Source organism: Curvibacter sp. GW821-FHT01G03, assembly GCF_059422285.1.
Genome location: NZ_JBWKWP010000010.1, coordinates 24828 through 44094, shown reverse-complemented (window position 1 = coordinate 44094; position 19267 = coordinate 24828). Strand labels below are relative to the sequence as shown.

The 19267-nt window shown below is 63.8% G+C and carries 20 protein-coding genes; 13 read left to right on the top strand and 7 right to left on the bottom strand.

All coding sequences use genetic code 11. From position 1 onward, the window contains the following. The first annotated feature begins 78 nt into the window (after positions 1-78). Entirely contained in the window at positions 79-1254 is a 1176-nt protein-coding gene (locus tag AC07VS_RS15795) for a porin (RefSeq protein WP_494751427.1), read from the top strand. Positions 1255-1370: 116 nt separating this feature from the next. Continuing rightward, positions 1371-2372 (top strand): Bug family tripartite tricarboxylate transporter substrate binding protein, encoded by a 1002-nt coding sequence (locus AC07VS_RS15790; RefSeq protein ID WP_494751426.1) that lies wholly within the window; start codon positions 1371-1373, stop codon positions 2370-2372. 70 nt (positions 2373-2442) lie between these two features. Here AC07VS_RS15790 and AC07VS_RS15785 read toward each other — a convergent pair whose 3' ends face one another. From AC07VS_RS15785 to AC07VS_RS15775, 3 genes are all read right to left on the bottom strand, one after another. Then, a complete protein-coding gene (locus tag AC07VS_RS15785) occupies positions 2443-2964 on the bottom strand; it encodes an RNA polymerase sigma factor (RefSeq protein ID WP_492345704.1) in 522 nt (173 codons plus the stop codon). A 2-nt stretch (positions 2965-2966) separates the two neighbouring features. Next, positions 2967-3173: a YgaP family membrane protein gene (locus AC07VS_RS15780; protein ID WP_492345703.1), complete on the bottom strand. Its 207-nt coding sequence runs from the start codon at positions 3171-3173 to the stop codon at positions 2967-2969. A gap of 194 nt (positions 3174-3367) precedes the next feature. Then, positions 3368-4471 (bottom strand): site-specific integrase, encoded by a 1104-nt coding sequence (locus tag AC07VS_RS15775; protein ID WP_494657587.1) that lies wholly within the window; start codon positions 4469-4471, stop codon positions 3368-3370. Positions 4472-4579: 108 nt separating this feature from the next. On the opposite strand from AC07VS_RS15775, the gene AC07VS_RS15770 reads away from it, so the two are divergent. The 6 genes from AC07VS_RS15770 (at position 4580) to AC07VS_RS15745 (ending at position 11128) form a co-directional block, all read left to right on the top strand. Further along, positions 4580-5599 (top strand): DNA-binding protein, encoded by a 1020-nt coding sequence (locus AC07VS_RS15770; protein WP_494751425.1) that lies wholly within the window; start codon positions 4580-4582, stop codon positions 5597-5599. Between the two features lie 97 nt (positions 5600-5696). After that, complete coding sequence (yjjJ, locus tag AC07VS_RS15765) at positions 5697-7061, top strand: type II toxin-antitoxin system HipA family toxin YjjJ (protein WP_494751424.1); 1365 nt, start codon at positions 5697-5699, stop codon at positions 7059-7061. 99 nt (positions 7062-7160) lie between these two features. Then, positions 7161-8066: a helix-turn-helix domain-containing protein gene (locus tag AC07VS_RS15760; RefSeq protein ID WP_494657584.1), complete on the top strand. Its 906-nt coding sequence runs from the start codon at positions 7161-7163 to the stop codon at positions 8064-8066. Positions 8067-8222: 156 nt separating this feature from the next. Next, positions 8223-9221: a Bug family tripartite tricarboxylate transporter substrate binding protein gene (locus tag AC07VS_RS15755; RefSeq protein WP_494751423.1), complete on the top strand. Its 999-nt coding sequence runs from the start codon at positions 8223-8225 to the stop codon at positions 9219-9221. Between the two features lie 19 nt (positions 9222-9240). Continuing rightward, the gene (locus tag AC07VS_RS15750; protein ID WP_494751422.1) at positions 9241-10020 is read left to right on the top strand and encodes an SDR family NAD(P)-dependent oxidoreductase; all 780 of its coding nucleotides are present in this window, start codon (positions 9241-9243) and stop codon (positions 10018-10020) included. 40 nt (positions 10021-10060) lie between these two features. Next, positions 10061-11128 carry a fumarylacetoacetate hydrolase family protein gene (locus AC07VS_RS15745; RefSeq protein WP_494751421.1) on the top strand — a complete coding sequence of 356 codons (1068 nt, stop codon included), beginning with the start codon at positions 10061-10063 and terminating at the stop codon, positions 11126-11128. Here AC07VS_RS15745 and AC07VS_RS15740 read toward each other — a convergent pair. Both AC07VS_RS15740 and AC07VS_RS15735 read right to left on the bottom strand, forming a co-directional pair. Next, a complete protein-coding gene (locus AC07VS_RS15740; protein ID WP_494751420.1) occupies positions 11118-11372 on the bottom strand; it encodes a hypothetical protein in 255 nt (84 codons plus the stop codon). The genes AC07VS_RS15745 and AC07VS_RS15740 overlap by 11 nt on opposite strands. Positions 11373-11498: 126 nt before the next feature. Then, complete coding sequence (locus AC07VS_RS15735; protein WP_494751419.1) at positions 11499-11873, bottom strand: methyl-accepting chemotaxis protein; 375 nt, start codon at positions 11871-11873, stop codon at positions 11499-11501. A gap of 240 nt (positions 11874-12113) precedes the next feature. Between AC07VS_RS15735 and AC07VS_RS15730 the strand changes: the two genes are divergently transcribed. Together AC07VS_RS15730 and AC07VS_RS15725 are read left to right on the top strand one after the other, a co-directional pair. Continuing rightward, a complete protein-coding gene (locus tag AC07VS_RS15730) occupies positions 12114-13202 on the top strand; it encodes a radical SAM/SPASM domain-containing protein (protein WP_494751418.1) in 1089 nt (362 codons plus the stop codon). A gap of 248 nt (positions 13203-13450) precedes the next feature. Next, the gene (locus tag AC07VS_RS15725) at positions 13451-13774 is read left to right on the top strand and encodes a hypothetical protein (protein ID WP_494751417.1); all 324 of its coding nucleotides are present in this window, start codon (positions 13451-13453) and stop codon (positions 13772-13774) included. A 533-nt stretch (positions 13775-14307) separates the two neighbouring features. On the opposite strand, the gene xseB is transcribed toward AC07VS_RS15725, so the two are convergent. Together xseB and xseA are read right to left on the bottom strand one after the other, a co-directional pair. Next, positions 14308-14577, bottom strand: coding sequence for an exodeoxyribonuclease VII small subunit (gene xseB / locus AC07VS_RS15720; protein ID WP_492345691.1), 270 nt, complete (start codon positions 14575-14577; stop codon positions 14308-14310). Further along, complete coding sequence (xseA, locus tag AC07VS_RS15715) at positions 14574-16325, bottom strand: exodeoxyribonuclease VII large subunit (protein ID WP_494751416.1); 1752 nt, start codon at positions 16323-16325, stop codon at positions 14574-14576. Before xseA ends, xseB begins: the two co-directional genes overlap by 4 nt. Before the next feature lie 167 nt (positions 16326-16492). On the opposite strand from xseA, the gene AC07VS_RS15710 reads away from it, so the two are divergent. The 3 genes from AC07VS_RS15710 (at position 16493) to AC07VS_RS15700 (ending at position 19213) form a co-directional block, all read left to right on the top strand. Continuing rightward, complete coding sequence (locus tag AC07VS_RS15710; protein WP_494751415.1) at positions 16493-16885, top strand: VOC family protein; 393 nt, start codon at positions 16493-16495, stop codon at positions 16883-16885. Between the two features lie 49 nt (positions 16886-16934). After that, complete coding sequence (locus tag AC07VS_RS15705) at positions 16935-17912, top strand: phospholipase D family protein (RefSeq protein ID WP_494751414.1); 978 nt, start codon at positions 16935-16937, stop codon at positions 17910-17912. A 278-nt stretch (positions 17913-18190) separates the two neighbouring features. Then, entirely contained in the window at positions 18191-19213 is a 1023-nt protein-coding gene (locus AC07VS_RS15700) for a Bug family tripartite tricarboxylate transporter substrate binding protein (RefSeq protein WP_494751413.1), read from the top strand. Positions 19214-19267: the final 54 nt, after the last annotated feature.

Genomic DNA, 19267 nt, shown 5'->3' with positions numbered 1-19267 from the left:
GACCTTGCGCAAACTCCGGCCCCAGAGAAGTGGGCAACCCGCTTTTCCGGATTCGACAAGGTTCAACAGGAGACAGACTTGAATAAAACCAACGCCCCTCCATCCCGGCCTGCAGGCGAGCAGGCCTCCCTTCGGCAGGTCACCCGCGGCCTCGCGATGGGCACGCTGGCACTGGCCGCCGCGGGCGCACAGGCGCAAAGCAGCAGCGTCAGCATCTACGGCAGCATCGACCAGTACTTCAACCACATGAGCAGTTCCAGCGGTGCGCACGTCAATGCCCTGCAAGACGGCAAGGACCTGCGCAGCCGACTGGGTTTCCGGGGCAACGAAGACCTGGGTGCCGGTCTGCAGGCCCGGTTCCAGCTGGAGCTGGGCCTGAGCACCAACACCGGCGCCACGGCTGATGCCAGCCGCGCCTTCGACCGCCAGAGCTGGGTCGGCTTGTCACAGGAAGGGCTTGGCGAGTTGCGCATCGGTCGGCAAAACTCGGCGCCCTTCACCCGTGGCGACTACACCGACTTCACCGCCCGCACCCTGGGCTCGGTGATCAACAACTTCGGCGTGCCTGCCCGCTTTGACAACGATGTGGCCTACATCTCGCCGCGCTGGGCCGGCGTGCAGGTCGAGGCGCATTTCGCCCAGCAACAGGCCAGCGCATCGGGCACCCAGGTCAGCACCCCCATCGTGCAACTGGCCGCCGATTACCTCAACGGCCCGGTGCGTGTGGGCTACGCCGGCCTGAGCGCCAAGGCGCCGCAGAAATCGGTCATCGATGCGGCGGTGTTCTATCACTATCTGTATGCCAACTACGACTATGGCAAGGGTAAGGTGTATGCGGCGTATGTGCGCTCGAACAACATCGCGTCGAACGCCAACGGCAACGATGCCGGCAGCGTGCTGAGCAACACGGGCGGCGTGGTGACCTGGACCTCAACCTCGGTCAACCGCACCTACGACATCTTTCAGCTCTCGGCCGACTACCGCGTGACCGATGCACTGCGTGTGGGGGCGTTGTGGGGCCGCATCAACGACCAATCCGGTGCCGGACACAACGCCAGTGGCGGCGCCGTGGGTGCGTACTACTCGCTGTCCAAGCGCACCACCTTGTCGGCCTTGTACGAAACCCTGCGCAACAGCAGCGCGGCGGGCTTCCGGCCGGCGGGTTCGGCCGCTCTGGGCACCAACTTCGCCGGCACCGATGTCAACGGCCGCACCATCAACGGCCTGCAACTCGGCGTGCTGCACCGCTTCTGAAGCCCGCACCCGAGCTTCCTCCGGGGACCTGACTCAGCATCAGGCTTGACGGGTGCAGGGCCAGGCTCTGCACCCTTTTTTTCGATGCCAGCCCACGCCTGGCAGCAGGAGACCACATGACCCAACTTCAAGCCGGCGTGCAACGCCGCCAACTCATCGCCGCCGCCGTCGGCGCCAGCACACTGGGCAGCCTCAGCCATTTTGCGCTGGCCCAGGATTTTCCGAACCGGCCCGTGCGCATCATCACGCCGTTCCCGGTGGGCAGCGGCCCTGAAGGCGTGGCTCGACTGGTGGCCGACAAACTCGCGCGCGCCTGGGGCAAGGGGGTGCTGGTCGAGAACAAACCCGGTGGCAACGGCTTTGTCGCCATCGATGCCTTCAAGCGCGGCGCCACCGATGGCCACGACCTGATCCAGCTCGACAACGTGCACCTGAGCGTCTACCCGCACCTGATGAAAAAGCTGCCTTACGACCCAGCCCGCGACTTCGAGCCGCTGGCACCCTTGTTCAAAGCCTATTTCCTCGTGGCCGTGGCCAAGAACAGCCCCTACAAAGACATCAAGGACCTGCTGGCCGACGCCAAAGCCCGCCCCGGCCAGCTCAACTACGGATCCTGGTCGGTCGGCAATCCGGTCCACCTGGGCTCGGCCCGGTTGGCCGCGGCCTTGGGGGTGGAAATGCAGCACCTGATCTTCAAGGAAACCACCCAGCTCTACACCTCCGTGGCCAACGGCGACCTGTCTTTCGCCCTCGGCTCCAGTGGCAGCACGGGCCCCCTGTACCGGGCCGGCAAGCTGCGCTACCTGGCCGTGGTGGCCAGCAAGCGCCTGAGCGCCTTGCCCGACGTGCCCACGCTGGCCGAGGCCGGCGGCCCCAAAGATCTCGAAGTGACGGGCTGGACCACCTTGGCCACGCCGCCCGGCCTGCCCAGGCCCTGGGTCGACCGCCTGCGTGCCGACCTGCAAAAAGCCTTGGCCGAACCCGACATGCTGGAGAAGTTCACCGCCTTCGGCTATGAACCCTTCAACCTGCAGGGTCCGGCCTTCAGCAAGTTCATCGCCGAGGAGTCGCGCGTCATGGCCGACGTGATCCGCAACACGCGCTCCTCGCTGGACTGAGCGGGCGTTGGGCCCGGACCGCGCCCTTCAACACACCAGGCCGAAAGGCCCGCGGGCAGCAGGCCCGCACTCAGGAGCCAAGCAGGTATTCGCGCACCAGCCCCCGGGCCCGATGCAGGCGGCTTTTGACGGCGCCAGTCGGCTCCCCCAGACGTGCTGCGATTTCGGCGATCGTCAACTCCTCAAAATCACGCAGCAACACCACTTCAAGGTAATGCGCCGGCAGTGACTCAAGCGCCTTGGCGAGGTCCAGCCGCAACACGTCGTCACTGCGTGCCGCCAGTTGACGCTCGGTCAGCTCGTCGTCCAGGCTGTCATACCTGAAGACCAGGCGCTCCAACCGGCGGCACTCACGCCGGATCATCACGAACAACCATGAAGAAAAGGCCGCGACCACCTTGAGGCCTTGCACCTTTTGCATGACCGTGAGCAAAGACGCCTGCACCGCGTCATCCACATCGCTGGCCTGGCAGTGCCGGCGGGCGTATCGGCGGGCATCGGCCTGGCACACGGCCAACAAGCGGGCCAAGGCAGCGGGGTCGCCCGTCTGGGCCGCCTGGATAAGCTGAGATTGATCGGCCGGGAACCCCATGTTCAGTGCCCTTTGTGAAGCTTTCTGCCCACCATCGCGCACATGGGGCAAAAGCCTACCAGGCCGGTGAGCGACAGCACGGCGCCCATGGCCCCGGCCCCCATGGCCAAAGGCGAACCCCAGTTCAGAACGGTGAAAACCACCGCCCCCAGCCCCACGGCCACTCGAACAACGCGCTCCCAGGTGGGAACATTCTTGACATACACCATGACGAACTCCGGTAAAGATTGATGTGAGGACCATCCTCCCTGGTGAAGAGGCGCCATCCAGTCAAAACGGTTCGCGTGGGGCTGCCTATTTCTCATTGGGCACCCGCAACCTGCACAGGCATCCGGGGCGCGCTGAGCCACCATTCAACAATACCCAGTCAAAGGTTCACGGGTTCGGCACCGGCTCGCCTCATTCACCGACCGGGTGCATCGGTATCCGGGACGTCTGGCGAACGGATCAGGTTCGCGGCCGCCTGGGCCTGAGCGCCCACGTGCCGGGTATAGCCCATCACGGTGGCCACGCTGCGGTGGCTGGTCATGGCCATGGTCTGGGCCAGCGGGATGCCCTGGGCACCGGCCTCGGTCACAAAGCCTGAGCGCAGTGAATGGGCCGAAAAGTCGCCTTCGATGCCCGCCAGCAGGCAACGTGCCTTCACGATGTCGCGCACGGCGGCGGGCGACAGGGCAGGGCCCAGGTGCCCGCCCTTGAGCACCCGCCGGAAGATCAGTCCCTCGCGGATGCCGGCCTGGGCCAGCCAGGCCTCCAACGCCTGGGCGGCCACCCCCTGGATCGGCTTGTAGTTTTCGGGGCGGTCGATACCGGATTGGTTCGACTTGGAATGGGCCAGTTTGTAGACAAAATCCTGCGCACCCACGCGCTTGAGAAACTTCATGTCGGCGCCCGCCACCTCAGAACGCCGACGCCCGCCACTGGCCCAGGCAAACAGCAGCAGGGCGCGGTCTCGGCAACCTTTGAGCGAGTCGTCACAGGTGTCCAGCAAGGCCTGCAAGGGGTCTTTGGTCAGCGCGTCCTTTTTGTTGGGCAACTCGCCCCGCTTGGCAAAGGCCCGCCGGGTGCGCGACAGCAACTGGCGCACCTGCGGATCTTCACAGGGGTTGCTGGCCCCAGCCAGCTGATGGGTTTTGGACAGCACCGCCGCCCGATGCACGATCCAGTTCAGTGACATCGGGCCTGGCCTGGCCTTGAAGCCAGCGGCCACCAAATCGGCATCGAGGCTCTCAGGCAGTTCGTGGGCCAGACCATCGGCCGTGGTGCGCTGGGCATGGTCCACGATGAATTGCAGTACCGCGCTGGGCGGCACCGGCAGTTCGATCTTCTGGCCATACCGCACCAGAAACCAGGCGGCCCAGTACCGCAGCGCCGACCGGTAACTGCGCAAGGTGTTTTCAGAATCGCCTTCGTGGATCAGTTCGTCCACGGCTTTCTGGCTGTGTGCGCTCAATTCACTGGGCTTGAGGGCCCCCGAGACTTGGCGAAGCATGAGGTTCATGGGCATTCCATCTATTACAAATCACACGTACGCAGTATGATTAAACACTTATATTTGTATTTAATCACGATAAACATCATTTATCGATGGTTATTTTAACATCGGAACCGACCCATGCAAACCCGTTCTTCTCGTGGCGTACAACAGCACCAGGTCGATGGCGCCGCCGACGAACTGCTGGCCCAGGGCCAGCGGCCCACCATCGAAAAAGTGCGCCTGCACCTGGGCCATGGTTCACCTAACACCATTGCCCCCATGCTGGAGATCTGGTTTGCCGGTCTTGGCAAACGGGTGCGCGGATTGGCTGGGTCCCAAGGTTGGGGCGACCAACTGCCCGACTGGCTGTTGCAGGCTGCAGAAACCCTGTGGACCAAGGCACAGGCAGAAGCCTCTGCCCAGGCCGATACCGCCCTGCACGCCGAGCGCGAAGCCCTGAAGCAACGCGAAGCCGACCTCAGCGAGCAGGCCCAGGCCCTGGCCCAACGCGAAGCCGTGATGCAGGCCCGCCTGCAAGCCCAGGAGCAAGCGCTTGGCGAGGCGCGGGCACAGAACAGCACCCTGCAGCAAAGGTTGGAGCAGGCCGAACTGGAGGCCCAAGGCCAGCACCAGCACCTGCTGGGCCTGCAAGAAGACCTGCGCTTGCTGCGCGAACGGCGTCACGCCGATGAAGACCGTCACCAGGCTGAACTGAAAACCCTGAATGACGACCGCCGAAAAACCGAAGAACGTGCCGACAGTGCAGCCACCCGTGCCGGTCTCGAAATCGACCGCGCCCGCCAGGAGGCCAAGACAGAACGTGCCACTCGCCAACGCCTTGAAAAGCTGCTCGAAGAGCAACGTGAAGCCCATCAGGCCGCGCTGGCCCAGGCGCAACAACAGGCATCCGAATTGCAACAAGGCCTGGGGGTGGCCAACGCGCAGCTGAAATTGGCGCAAGACCTGCTGACCCAGCAACAGACCGAACTGCAACAGTTGCGCAAGCAGTGGGCTGCCGCATCGCTCAAGACGGCTGCAGCCAAGGCACCGAACGTTGGCCACCCGGCAACGCCGCCGACCAAAGAAGCCAAACGCCCCGCCCTGCGTTCGGCAGCCCGTCCCGGCGGCGGCGGCGTGCGGGTACGCCGCCGCCCGTGATGGCTGGCCAAAATTGAAATATCAACCCGTATATCCATTCAATTATCTATTCATTCATCTATTCACATGAGCACTCGAATCCAGTAAGCTCCAAGCCGTGAACAGCACCACCAGCCCATTGACCGAGCAGGCACGCCGTTGCCTTCGGCAAGGCGCTCAGACCGCCAGATCGCTCATGCTGGCTCTGCAAGCCAGCCAGCCCACCGTGTCACGCACCCTGAAGGCGCTGGGCAATGAAGTTGTGACCATCGGGGCCGCCCGATCTATTCAATACGCGTTGCGCGACGCCTCGCGCAGTGCACTGCAGGCACCGGTGTACAGCGTCTCTCCGGCGGGGCAGGTCCTCAGCCAGGGCCTGCTGATCCCCGTGCACGCCAACGCCTATGTGATGCAGCCCCCCGATGCTCCGGCCACCTTCAGCGACGGCCTGCCCTGGTGGGTGTTCGACATGCGCCCCCAGGGCTATCTGGGCCGCGCCTACAACCAGCGCCATGGTGCCCAGTTGGGCCTGCCCGAACGCCTGCCGGACTGGGCCGACACCGACATCCTGCGGGCCCTGCTGCTGCAAGGCAGCGACCTGCCTGGCAACTTGCTTCTGGGCAGCGATGCACTGAAGCAATTCATCAACGCCCCAGCCGCGGAAGCCATCCCCCTGGCCACCAAGCCCCTGCAATACGCCAGCCGCGCCGCCGCCGCCGCCCAGGGCGAGCTACCGGGCTCCTCCGCCGGTGGGGAGCAACCCAAGTTCACGGCGTATGCCGAGCTTGCTGCGCCAGACGGCGCAACGGCGTCCGCGCACGTCATCGTCAAGTTCAGTGCCCCGGTGCCGGGCGCCGTCAGCCAGCGTTGGCGCGACCTGCTGTGGGCCGAACACCTGGCGCTGCAGGTACTGCGCGAGCACGGCATACCCGCCGCGGCCTGCGCTGTACTGGACCATGGCGAACAACGCTTTCTGGAGGTGCAACGCTTTGACCGGGTTGGCGCCCGGGGCCGCCACGCCCTGTACTCTCTGGCAGCCCTGGATGCCGAATTTGCTGGCCGCCCAGGCCGCTGGCCCGACATGACCCGAGCCCTGGCCCGTGAACGGGTGGTTGAGGCCGCGGCGGTGCAGGGGGCCGAGTTGCTCTGGGCCTTCGGCACGCTGATCGGCAACACCGACATGCACGCCGGCAACCTCTCCTTCATGTCCGATACCGGCCGCCCCTACACCCTGGCACCGGCCTACGACATGACCCCCATGGCCTTCGCCCCCACCACCGGAGGCGACCTGCCGCAACGGCCCTTGAACCTGCACATTGCCGATCAGGTCAGCGCCCGTGCCTGGCAACAGGCCCTGCCGCTGGCTGAGTCCTTTGTGCAAGGTCTGGCACGGGCCCCACTGAGCGCCTCGTTTGCCCCCTGCTTGGCAGCCCTGCAAGCCCACGTCGCCCTGGCCCGCACGCGCATCGCGCACCTCGCGTGAGCGCGTGGCGCCCAGCGACAGGAGCGGAACCACCTGCAGGCACACGCCCAACAACTCGCCAATAATGCGGGTTCCAAGAACAAAGCGCCGAGACAAGACATGCCCCTGCACACGTTCGACAAACGCCGCTGGTCCGAGGCCCAGCAGACCTACCTGGAAGAGCCCCTGGCAGCGGTGCCCGACGAGCAGATCCGCCAATCCAGCCGCGGCCGGCCCTGGCATGGGCTGTCGGTGTGGCATCAGGTGGCCGACGCCTCGGACCTCTACATCCCGCCGGCTGGCAAGCACTGCATCATTGTGCGCAACGGTCCACCCACCCGACTGCTGCAGCAACACGGTAGCCTGAATTCCGACGCCGAATGGCGTACCGGCGAAGTGCTGCTCCTGCCGGCCGACACGCCCAGCTACTGGCAATCCGAGCTGCCCCGCGACAACCTGCACCTGGACCTGTCTCCCCAATGGCTGGAGCGGGTTCATGGCGCACCATTGGGCCCTGGCGCCTTGCGCAGCTGCTTTGGCGTGCAAGATCGCCTGCTGGCCGACATCACCCGCACACTGATCACCTCGCTGGCCGACAATTCCTCGCTGCAGCCGCGCTTTGCCGAAGGCATGGCCATGAGCGTGGCCGTGCACCTGCTCGAACACTACCGAACCCCCACCAGCCAGGCACCCCGCCCCAGCAGCCTCACACGGCGCCAGCTGCAGACCGTGGCCGAATTGGTGCACAGCCACCTGCACCGCGCCGTGACCCTGCAGGAGATGGCCGACGCCTGCCAGCTCAGCCCCTATCACTTCAGCCGCTGCTTCAAGTTCAGCACCGGCCTCACGCCTCATCGCTACGTCCTGCAATGCAAGATGGAGCGCGCCCTGGATCGCCTGCGTCACAGCCGCAAGACCATTGCCGACATCGCGACCGAGCTGGGCTTTGCCACCGCTTCACATTTCAGCAAGCGCTTTGCGAACCATTGGGGCCAGACCCCAAGTGCCTTGCGCAAAGCCCACTGACCCGCCCAGCCCGGCCCGGCCCCACACCGCAAGAAAGCGACAACACCCGCAATTTCACGCCAGCCCCCGGCAGCACACTGAGCGTCAAACTCCGCCCGGCCAAGCCTCACGGCTCCGGCTAGGGCCGTGTACCGCCGCCACACCATGGGGACAACCGTGAACAGCAAACGCAACTTCCTTCTCTCGGCCATCGCTTCAGCGCTGGCCCCCAGCGCCTGGTCACAGGCCAACACCAGCCACAACAGCACCACCACCTGGGTGCCCAGCCGTGCCGTCACCTGGGTGGTGCCCTACCCGGCTGGTGGCTTCGGCGACGCCCTGTCGCGCGTCCTGGCGCAGCAACTCACGCTCAGCCTCAAGCAGCCGGTCATCGTCGAGAACAAGCCGGGTGCAGGCGGGCAGATCGCAGCGGCCTACGTCAAGCAGTTGCCCGCAGACGGCCACACCCTGTTCTATGGCGACATCGGCCCCTTCGCCATGAACGCCGCCCTCTACCCACGGCTGAACTACGACGTCCAGAAAGACTTCATTCCCCTGACCCGCCTGCTCACCTCGGCCCTGGTGCTGGTGGTGCCCGCCAACAGCCCGATCAAGTCGCTGGCCGACCTTCAGTTGGCCGCCAAGGCCGACAAGCCGCTGCATTACGGGTCTTTTGGCATCGGTAGCCAGCCCCACATCTGGATGGAGATGTACCGTCGCGAGACCGGCGGCAATCTGGAGCACGTGGCTTACAAAGGCGCCGCCCCGGCCCTGCAGGACCTGATGGGCGGCCACATCGACCTGATGCTGGACGTCGCCGCCAACAGCCTGCCGTATGTGCGCGAGGGCAAGCTGCGCGCTCTGGCAGTGGTGGGCAGCGACAAGCGCCTGCGCCAACTGCCCCAGGTCCCTACCTTGGCCGAACTGGGCCTGGGCAAGCTCAATGCCCCGGGCTGGACAGGTGTGGTGGTGCGCCAGGGCACGCCAGCCGCCGTGGTGGCGCAACTTCATGCGGCCGTCGTCAAGGCCGTCCAATCCCCCGAGGTGATGGAGCGCTTTGGCGACTTCGCCGTCACACCGGCCCCCATGAGCCCCACCGAGTACGCCCGCTTCATCCAGTCCGAAACCGAACGCTGGGGCCAGGTCATCCAGGCCGTGGGCGTGACGCTGGACTGAGCCCGTGCCAACACCTTCCATGACAGGCATCGACTTGTTTGACCTCAGCCAGCGCACCGTCCTGATCACCGGCGCCACCGGCGGACTGGGCCTGGCCCTGGCCTGGGCCATGGCCCGCCAGCGGGCCCGGGTTCTGGTGAGCGACCGCGACGCCACGGCCTGCGGCGACCTCTGCCAGGCCCTCGTCGCGGCCGGCCACAGCGCCGCCGCCCTGCCCTGCGACCTGTCCGATCCGGCCCAGGTGCAGGCATTGATCCACGCCGCCCCCAAGCCCTTCGGTGCGCCCCAGGTGCTGGTGGCCAATGCCGGCTTGCAAGGGCCGGCCGGCCCACTGCACCAAGTCAGCGATGCCGACTGGGCCCAGGTGATGGCCGTCAACCTGAAAAGCGTGCACCAGTTGTGCGCCGGCCTGCTGCCCGGCATGGCCGCCACCGGCCAGGGCAGCATCGTGCTGATGTCCAGCATTGCCGGTCTGCGTGGCAACGCCCACATCGGCCTGTATGGCCTGAGCAAGGCCGCCCTGGCCCAGATGGCACGCAACCTGGCCGTCGAATGGGGCTCCCAGGGGGTGCGAGTGAATGCCATTTCACCGGGTCTGATCCGCACCCCGCTGGCCACCGGGTTGCTGGCCAACGACGACTTCATGTGCCGTCGCCTGGCCCAGACCCCCTTGCGCCGCGTGGGCGAGCCCCACGACGTGGCCGGCCTGGCCGTGCTGCTGGCCAGCGCCGCTGGCGCCTTCATCACCGGCCAGAACCTGGTGGTCGATGGCGGCACCACCATCTCTGACGGCCACTGAAGCAGCCCACATCCCTCACCGCCTCGACCCGGAGCCCTTGATGAAATTCGCCACCCTCGCCCACCCCGAAGGCCACCTCGACGGCCGCCTGATCCTGGTCTCGCGCCCGCTGCAACAGGGCGTCGACGCCAGCGACATCGCCCCCAGCCTGCTGCACGCCGTGCAGCACTGGGCCCGGGTGGCACCTGCGCTGCAGCAACGCTACGACGCCCTGAACGCCGGCCAACTGCCCGGCGCCTTCAGCTTGGACACAGCCAGCCTCCAGGCCCCGCTGCCGCGCAGCCCGCAATGGTGCGACGCATCGGCCTTCCTGAACCATGGCCGCCTCATGGAACGCGCCTTCAACACCGCGCCCATCCCCGATTTCGACACCCTCCCCGTGATGTACCAGGGCGCCAGCGACGATTTTCTGGGCCCCCAGGCCGACGTGCCACTGCCCAGCGAGGCCGATGGCATCGACTTCGAAGGCGAGTTTGGCGTGGTGCTTGACGAGGTGCCCATGGCCACCCCGCCCGAACAGGCCCTGGCCCATGTGCGCCTGCTGGTGCAGATCAACGATTGGAGCCTGCGCGCCTTGGGCCCGCGCGAAATGCGCAGCGGTTTCGGCTTTCTGCAGGCCAAGCCCTCCAGCAGCTTCGCCCCCGTGGCCATCACGCCCGATGAACTGGGCGAGCACTGGCGCGACGGGCGCGTGCAGTTGCCGCTGCAGGTGCACTGGAACGGCCAATGGTTCGGCCACCCGCACGGCGGCGAGATGAACTTCGGTTTCCACCAGTTGATCGCCCATGCGGCCCGCACACGCCGCCTGAGCGCAGGCACGATCATCGGCTCGGGCACCGTCTCCAACAGTGCGCGCGAGGTCGGCTCCAGTTGCATCGCCGAACGCCGAGTCATCGAGATGCTGGACCACGGCGGCCCGCGCACCGCCTTCATGCAGTTTGGCGACCGCGTGCGCATGGAGGCGCGCTGGCCCGGGATTCAGGGCGATGGTCAGCCAGGGCCGTTCGGGGTGATTGAGCAGCGGGTGGTGGCCAGCGCAGGCGTGAAAGAGCGGGCCGAGCGCAAAACCTCCTGCTCCAGTGAAAGAAGCGCACTGCTCAAAACCTGAAGGAGTTCACCGCCTGAGCCAATTCATCGGATTGCAAACGCAAGCTTTCTGCAGCAGCGGCCGATCGCTCTGTCAATGCCGCATTCTGCGGGGTCCACTGATCCAGTTCCTTGACCGACGCCGAGACAGCCGCGATGCCCTTCGACTGCTCCTGGGCCGATTCGCCGATCTCGTGGATCAGGTCCACCGCCCGCTGCACCTCTTTGACGATGTTGCCCACCTGCTGCCCCGCCTCGGTCACCAAGCCGGCCCCAGCCCCAACGGTCTCTGCGCTGTTCACGGTCAGTGACTTGATCTCTTTCGCGGCCTCGGCCGAGCGCTAAGCCAGGGTGCGAACCTCGGTCGCTACCACAGCGAAACCTCGCCCCTGTCAACCCGCTCTGTCGGCTCCCATTGCGGCAATCAGGGCCAGGATATTGGTCTGGAAGGCGATGCTATCAATCACCCCGACGATGTCGCCGATCCTGGCCCTGCTGCGCGGGATTTCGGCCGTGGTGTCTGTCACCCACTGCCTCACCTCGGCGCCACCAGTGGCCGACTTGCTGACCGCCGTGGCCAGCCCGATCGCAAGGCGTGCGGTCTCGGTATTGTGATCAACCAGCCGACTCATCTGCGCCATGGCCAAGGCCGTGCACTGCAGATTGCCCGCCTGATGCTCCGTGCGGCTGGAAAGGTCGGTGTTGCCGCTGGCGATCTCCTGTGCAAGCTGGTGCTCGACCGGCTCGGAAATCCAACTCTGGCTCAAAGCTGGGCGGCCATCCGGCTGATGTGTGCAACAGCGCGCCCCCGCACGGGCGGAAGGCCCTCCCCGCCTCACAGGATCTCAGGCCACCTATGGGTGAGTTACGGCTGTGGCGGGTCTGGCGGGCTGTCCTCGTTGAAAGCCCCTGATTTGGTATAGAGCTCAACCTGAGGCCTGCCGGAACTGGACGATTTGGTGGTGTAGCATCGATAAACTTCTATCGAAATTCAAGGACTCGAAGCGATGTCGGCAATCGGACAGATATTGAAACTTGCTACGGCTGCTGGCACGCTTCGAGCAGGCAAAGTTGTTCTTGGCTTGGCCAGAATGCACTGGCGGTATTTTGTGCTCGGCCGTGGTCGCGGGCTGGCAAAAGCCTTGCCTCTGAGTACACCGATGAAAATACATGTCGACCCTGCCAGTGGATGCAATTTCAAATGCTTTTTTTGCCCACAAGCAGAACCAGAATCATTGAAGGCAGCAGGCGTTGAATCTGGGGTGATGAAGCTGGACCTATTTAAAAAACTGATTAACGATCTGCAGGAATTCCCGCAGGGGGTTGATGAATTAGTTTTGGGCAATTATGGCGAACCACTGCTGAACAAGAAAATATCCGAAATGATCGATTACGCGGTCAATTCGAAGCGCGTGCGAGAAGTTTCGCTGATTACAAACGCAGCCTTACTCAATGAAGAGCGAGGCGAGAAGATTGCTGCCACAGGCTTGAACAAAATTCGAATTTCCATCGAAGCTTTATCAGACAAAGGTTATCTAGAAACCACCGATGTCGCGATTTCATTTAAAGACATCATCTCAAACATCACGAAATTCCGTTCTGCGGTGAAGCGCCACGGCAATAAAACATTTATTTACGTGAAGATCATCGACATTGGAATGTCCGATCAGGATAAACATGAGTTTTTTCGAATCTTCACGCCGATTGCGGATTCCGTGGCCATTGAAAACCTGATGCCTGTCACAGAAAAATCCGTTCAATTCATTGGTATGACACCCAAAGGCATGACGGGCGTCAGCCTGTCTGAGGGCAGGTCGGTATGCCCGTCACCTTTCTACTCGCTCTCCATCCACATGAATGGAGACGTAGGCGTTTGCTGCTCGGACTGGCATCACAAAACAAACGTAGGCTCTATCAAAGAGATGAGCGTGCAAGAAATTTGGAATGGACCCAATTTAAAAAAATTCCGCTTGGCGCAGTTGGCTCATTCCTGGCGGAGTTTAGACGCCTGTGCCGGGTGTGTCATGGTGAATCACTATCCCGTTTACGAGGATCTTGATCAGCATCGCGCTGTCTTGCAGAAAAAATACCAATGACGAGGTTGACCTCTATCCTTCTTGTTTTTTAAGGGGGCAGCCAACAAAGCCGGTAGATTTACCGTGAATATGGATGCTATCCGATCTCGGCGGTCTGTCGCGTATCAATGCCCATGATCGCAGGGCGCGCTTTTCGAACCAGTCGTCTTGAGCGTGGTGAAGCTGCGCCTCTTGTCGGCATCAAGAGTCGAGTTGCTGGACAGTGTCCGGCTGCACCGAGCTCTCCATCGCAACCTACCGCAGCGACCTTGGCTTTGCAACTTGCGGGCCCAGTGGTGGGCACCACCGCTCAGACCCGGCGCGAGCCGCTGGATAATGAGCGTGAACTGAAAGATCTGGTGCTGCCCAAGGTGGCGCTGAGCTTCATGTCGGCCAGCATGAACCAGGGGTTGACACAGTACCCACTGAACCTGCGCGTGCCCGGCATTGCCAACCAGATCACTGGCAGCCGCGGGCGTTTTAAGTCCGTGCTGCAAAAGGCGAGAGACGAGGGCTGGACAGTGCCCCAACGGGGCATGTGTTACGCCCAGAGCCTGGGCTTTCCCCCCGGGGGGGCACTGCCAGCAAGGTGACTGACGAGCTCCAGCTTTGGAACGCCGAAGGTGGTGGGGACGGCTTTGTGGTGCTGCCGACCAGCATGTCCCTGGGAGCCGATGATTTATTGGCGTAGGTGGAACCCCGGCTGCAGGACCAGGCAACTTTCGGCACGCGCTACCCGGGCCGAACGCTGCGCGACACCCTGGGCCTGGCCGTGCCACCCAACTCGTTTGCCATGAAGCAGATCTGATCGCCACGTTCAACCAGGGCACGTCACATGTGTCTTGGGCCAGAAGCATTGGCGGCATCTGGGGTCTGACGCAAGGCACCAAGCACCACGGTGCGGCAAACCCACGAGGGTGATCCAGTCCGAACACACGGCGCTCGTGGGGTATCAACAAGCCATCTTGGTTTCCCAAAAATCCTGAAACTAATTCATGGATGAGCACCTTTTGCGAAAGCCAGCGCGGAAGGTCAACTCAAGCTGCAGGCCACCCCCTCTTGCTCGAGCAGAAAAACGTTCACCCGGAGGCTCAAGCGCCGGCGCGATTCGCCCCCAGCCTCAGAATCAGAACGGCACGTCGTCGTCGGTGGCCAGGCTCGTTGCCGGGGCCGCCGAGGGCACCTGGCCTCGCTCGGCGGCGTCGCGCTGGGGTTCGCCCAACTCTTTTTCGAGCGCTTTCTCGACCGCATCGATGCGGGCCTGGCATATCTTGAATGCGCTCACTGACTCTTCCACGATCTGAAGAAGGTCGTCGATGTTGGGTTCGCGCTGTTCGCGCAGAGTCTGGGCGTGGCGTTGCAGAACGCCATAGGATTCCTTGAAGCTGTGTTTCATGGCTTGAGCAGGGTTGCGGCGCGCTGGCCGTCGTGAAATTGAAGCGTCACCTCGGCCGCAGTGGTCGAGGCGCTGGTGATGGGTTCGCCCGAGTCGGTCCGCACCAGGGCAAAGCCCCGGCCCAGGGTCTTGCCGGGGCCTTGGCCGGCGATCTCGCGCATCAGGCTTTCGCTGCCCTGGCGTGCCTGGGCCACGGCCTGGCGCGCCAGCGCGCCGATATCGCCCAGGCTGCGGCTGAGGTGGTCCTGCTGTTGGCGCAGGTCGGCCCTGGCCTGGCTGCGGATGGCCTCCAGGTCGCTGCTCACCTGCAGGCGGGCCGTGCGCAGCATCTGGCGCGCCTCGGCGCGGATCTCTCCGATCAGCGCTGGTGTCTCGCGCTGGGCCGACTGCAGTTGGGCCCGCGCCAGTTGCTGCACCTCGCCCAGGCGGCTTTGGGCCGAATCGGTGGCCTGGCGCACGGTGACCACCGCGTGCAACCGAACATCCGTCATGGCCTGGCCAGCGCCGGCCTTGGCCAGCGCCACCTGGCCCAGCGCCCCCGCATGCACCTGGGCCCTCAGCTGCGTCGCTTGCAGGCGGGCCTGCTCCACGCTGCGGCGCGCCTGGCTGGCAATGCCGTCGAACAGGGCGCGAGCCTGGTGAGCCCGTTCGCGAATCACCTGCTCGATGCCGGCAATCACCTTCGAGGGGGTGTCAAACCGCTGGTGGGCCACCTCATCGAGCACGGTGTTGTCGCGCTCGTGGCCAATGCCGGTGAACACCGGCACCGGCAGTTCGCACAGGGTGCGCGCCAGTGCGTAGTCGTTCAACCACGCCATGTCATTGACGGCCCCACCGCCCCGGATCAACACCACGGCATCGGGCAGCCAGGGGTGATTGGCGCGGATCTGCTCCAACGCAGCAAGCAACTCCAGCCGTATCTCGGCTGGTGCCCCCTCGCCCTGAAAGCGGCTGTACACGTAGACGAAGCGGCACAGGCCATGGCGCTCCAGCCGGCTGGCCTCGGCCTGGAAGTCGCCCAGACCCGCGCCGCCTTCGGGCGCCACCACCAACACATGATTGAAGTCCCAGGGCGGAGGCAGTTCGCGGTTCAGCGCGAACAGGCCCTCGCGGCGCAAGCGCTCGCGGATCTCGCGTTTGCTGGCCTCCAGATCACCCAGGGTGTAGTTGGGGTCGATCTCGTCGACTTCCAAAGAAAACCCATACTGCGCCTTGAACACGGGCCGGGCGCGCACCAGCAGCTTGAGCCCTGCCGCCAGCTCCACCCCCGTGGCCTGCTGAAAAGCCGGCAGGATGCGCTGGGCGACACTGGACCAGATCACGGCATGGGCCTTGGCCACCGTGTTGCCGCTCAGGTCACGCTCCGAGACTTCGAGGTAGACATGGTTGCGCGCCCGCACATCGACCACCTCGACCGTGGTCCACACACCTTCGCGAAAGGCATCGGACACCGCCACGGCCACGCCGCCCAGCAGACGCGACAACGAAATTCCCTTGGCATCGGCCGGGGCCAGGGCACCGGCACTGCCGCTAAAGGGCTCGGTCAATGCCGTGCCGGCGGCACGGGCTACCGCCCCCGCGCTGGCCACCGGCTCCAGCGCCAGCCCCTGGGGTAGCCAGCGCGCAAAAGGCCCCAGGTCCAGCCCGGCCGGCACCCGCCATTGCCGCCGCGCCGGGTCCCAGCGGGCACCCAGGGCCTTGACTTGGTCCTTGTCGGCGTAAGTGGTGACGAGGTAGGTGTCGCTCATGGCCGCAATGGTACGGCCTCCCGGCCATGCTTCAGGGCTGAAAGGTGGGCGGTCTGCACGATCAAGGATGATTCCCACCACCGCCGCCGTTTGGCCCGGGCCATGGGCTGATAGGATCATTTGCCTGGGCCTGGCGCCCGCGCATCCCCTAGAGAAACTGGAACACCATGAAGCTCGGATACACCATCGTCTATGTGCCCGATGTCAAAGCCTCGCTGCAGTTTTTTGCGGCCGCGTTCGGCTTTGAAGTGAAATTTCTGCACGAATCTGGCACCTACGGTGAATTGAACACCGGCGAAACCACCTTGGCCTTCGCGGACCATGCGCTTGGGCACGGCAATTTCCCGGGCGGCCATGTGGCAGCCTCTGAATCCAAGATTCCGTTGGGGATGGAACTGGGTCTGGTCACCCCGGATGTCGCAGGGGCACATTCCCGGGCACTTCAAGCAGGTGCCACCGAGTTGGCCACGCCCAGCCAGAAGCCCTGGGGCCAGTTGGTGTCCTATGTTCGGTCCCCGGACGGAACCCTGATTGAGCTGTGCTCACCCATGGGGGTTTAAGGGCTGAAAGGGGCGGAGGCCTACGCGCCGACTCTAGGGGAAGGCGCCCGTGCCGGATCAGGTCGATTCGTCGATTGCAGCGCAATACCAATACAACACTCAACCATCAGCACCAATGCAGTTCTTACGCAACGGAAACGAGATTCAAACAAAGGTCAATGAACTGCTCTCGCAAAATGCAAATGGGCCAGTCCTGATGGCCGTCGCCTACTGGGGCAAAGGCTCAGAAATACTTTGCAATCAACCCCATCGCATCATCTGCGACCTAGACTCCGGCGCATGCAACCCCTCGGTGATTCGCAAAATTTGGGAGGCATCACCTCACGCCATCCGTACGCGGCCGGATTTTCATGCAAAGGTCGTGATCGGAAGCACCGGCGCAGTGGTTTCTTCAGCCAACATGTCCATCAATGGACTTGGCTTGCACGAGGGCGTCAACGCCGGAAACCATGAGGCCGGCTACTTTATCGGGGAGAGCAACCAGCAACACAAAGAAATCATCAGTTGGTTCGAGACCCATTGGAATTTGGCCCAGGAGATCAGCGAAACAGCCCTGGCTGGGGCACTGAAAAAATGGATTGGCAGACAGGCCCAACCCGAGCCTTGCCCGGATCTGCCGAAACTCGATATAGACGGGCTTTTGCAACAGAATTTCCAAGGCGACAGTGTGTTGCGATCGGTCGTCGAGGCCCTTCACCAAGAGTGCAGCAAGGTGGTGTCTGATGTGACTCCGCAATTCGCCGGCAAGATAGCGTCCGCAGCGGTCCATCTCATGCTAAACGCTACTAAGCAAGGCCAGACCTACAGGCGCAGCACGGATGCCAGTGGTTCTACCCAGTCATATGCCACCGATGCCTGGATTGCTGAGCATGTGAGAAAAATGGACAAGGCCAACGGCGAACGGCAAGTGTCAATTCTGCTCAAGGCCTTCGCTAATGGGCGCATCGCATTCACTAACCCCAAAGAGTCAGATGGTGTCCAAGCTGCAGCAAAGCAGGCCCTCGGCAAGCTACCTTGGAAAGCCTAGAAAAAGCACGGCTTCAATCACAAAGAGTCGGAACTAGGAATTGGATGCAAGAAACACTCGGTGCATGGCGATGGGCCCAGCATTGATTGAGACCCAGAAGATAAAGCATCCATCCCTCATGGCATAGCTACCGCAGCGTCATGCCAATTCGTTCTAGCTGATATGACGTCAGCTCACTGGCCTGGGCCTACCCGAGTGTCGACAATCCAGAACGCGCGAACAGCGCTCAAACCGACCGTTTAAGCGTCTGTATCTTCCTCCGACAACCGAGACAATCCATGCAACATGCTCCTCGCCCCCCCCTGTCACTGACCCGTCGCCTGGCCGCTCTGGCCCTCGGCCTGGGTGCTGCCGGTGCCCTGCTGCCAGCCCAGGCCCAGAGCAGCGCCCCGGCGGTACAGTTCCCGACCAAGCCGGTGCGCATCATCACGCCCTTCCCGGTGGGGGGCGGCCCGGATGGCGTGGCACGGTTGGTGGCAGACAAGTTGTCGCGCATGTGGGGCCAGCCGGTGGTGGTGGAAAACCGCCCAGGCGGCAACGGCTTCATCGCGATCGATGCGTTCAAGCGGGGCGCCAACGACGGGCACGACCTGATCCAGCTCGACAACGTGCACATCGCGGCCTACCCGCACCTGTTCAAGAAGCTGCCCTACGACGTGGCCAAGGATTTCGACATCATCCTGCCGCTGTTCAAGACTTACTTCTTCGTGAACGTGGCCACCAACAGCCCCTACAAGGACATGGGTGCCCTGATTGCCGATGCACGGGCCCACCCTGGCAAGCTCAATTACGGTTCGTGGTCGGTGGGCAACCCGGTGCACCTGGGTTCGGCTCTGCTGGAAAGCATGACCAAGACGGACATGGTGCACGTGATCTACAAGGAAACCACGCAGCTGTACACCGGGGTGGCCAATGGCGAGCTGACCTTTGCCCTGGGCACCAGCGCCACCGCCGGCCCTCTGCAACGCGCCGGCAAGCTGCGCTTCCTGGCCGTGGCTGCGCCCAAGCGCCTGGCCAACTTCCCGGATGTGCCCACGGTGGCCGAATCCGGCGGGCCGGCGGGCTACGAGGTGACGGGCTGGAACGCCATCGCCGCACCCAAGGGCGTGTCGCCCGCCGTGGCTGAAAAGATCAAGCGTGACGTAGAGAAAGCCCTGGCAGAAGCCGACGTGAAAGAAAAATTCGCCTCGTTCGGCTATGAGCCCTTCCCCACCACCCGTGATCAGTTCAAGCAGTTCATGGATGGCGAATCGAGCCGCTTTGCCGACGTGATCAAAAAGGCTGGCGCCTCGCTGGATTGATCCAACCCTGCAGGGCAATGCCGCCGGGCCGATGGCCCAGGCGGCGAACCCGTT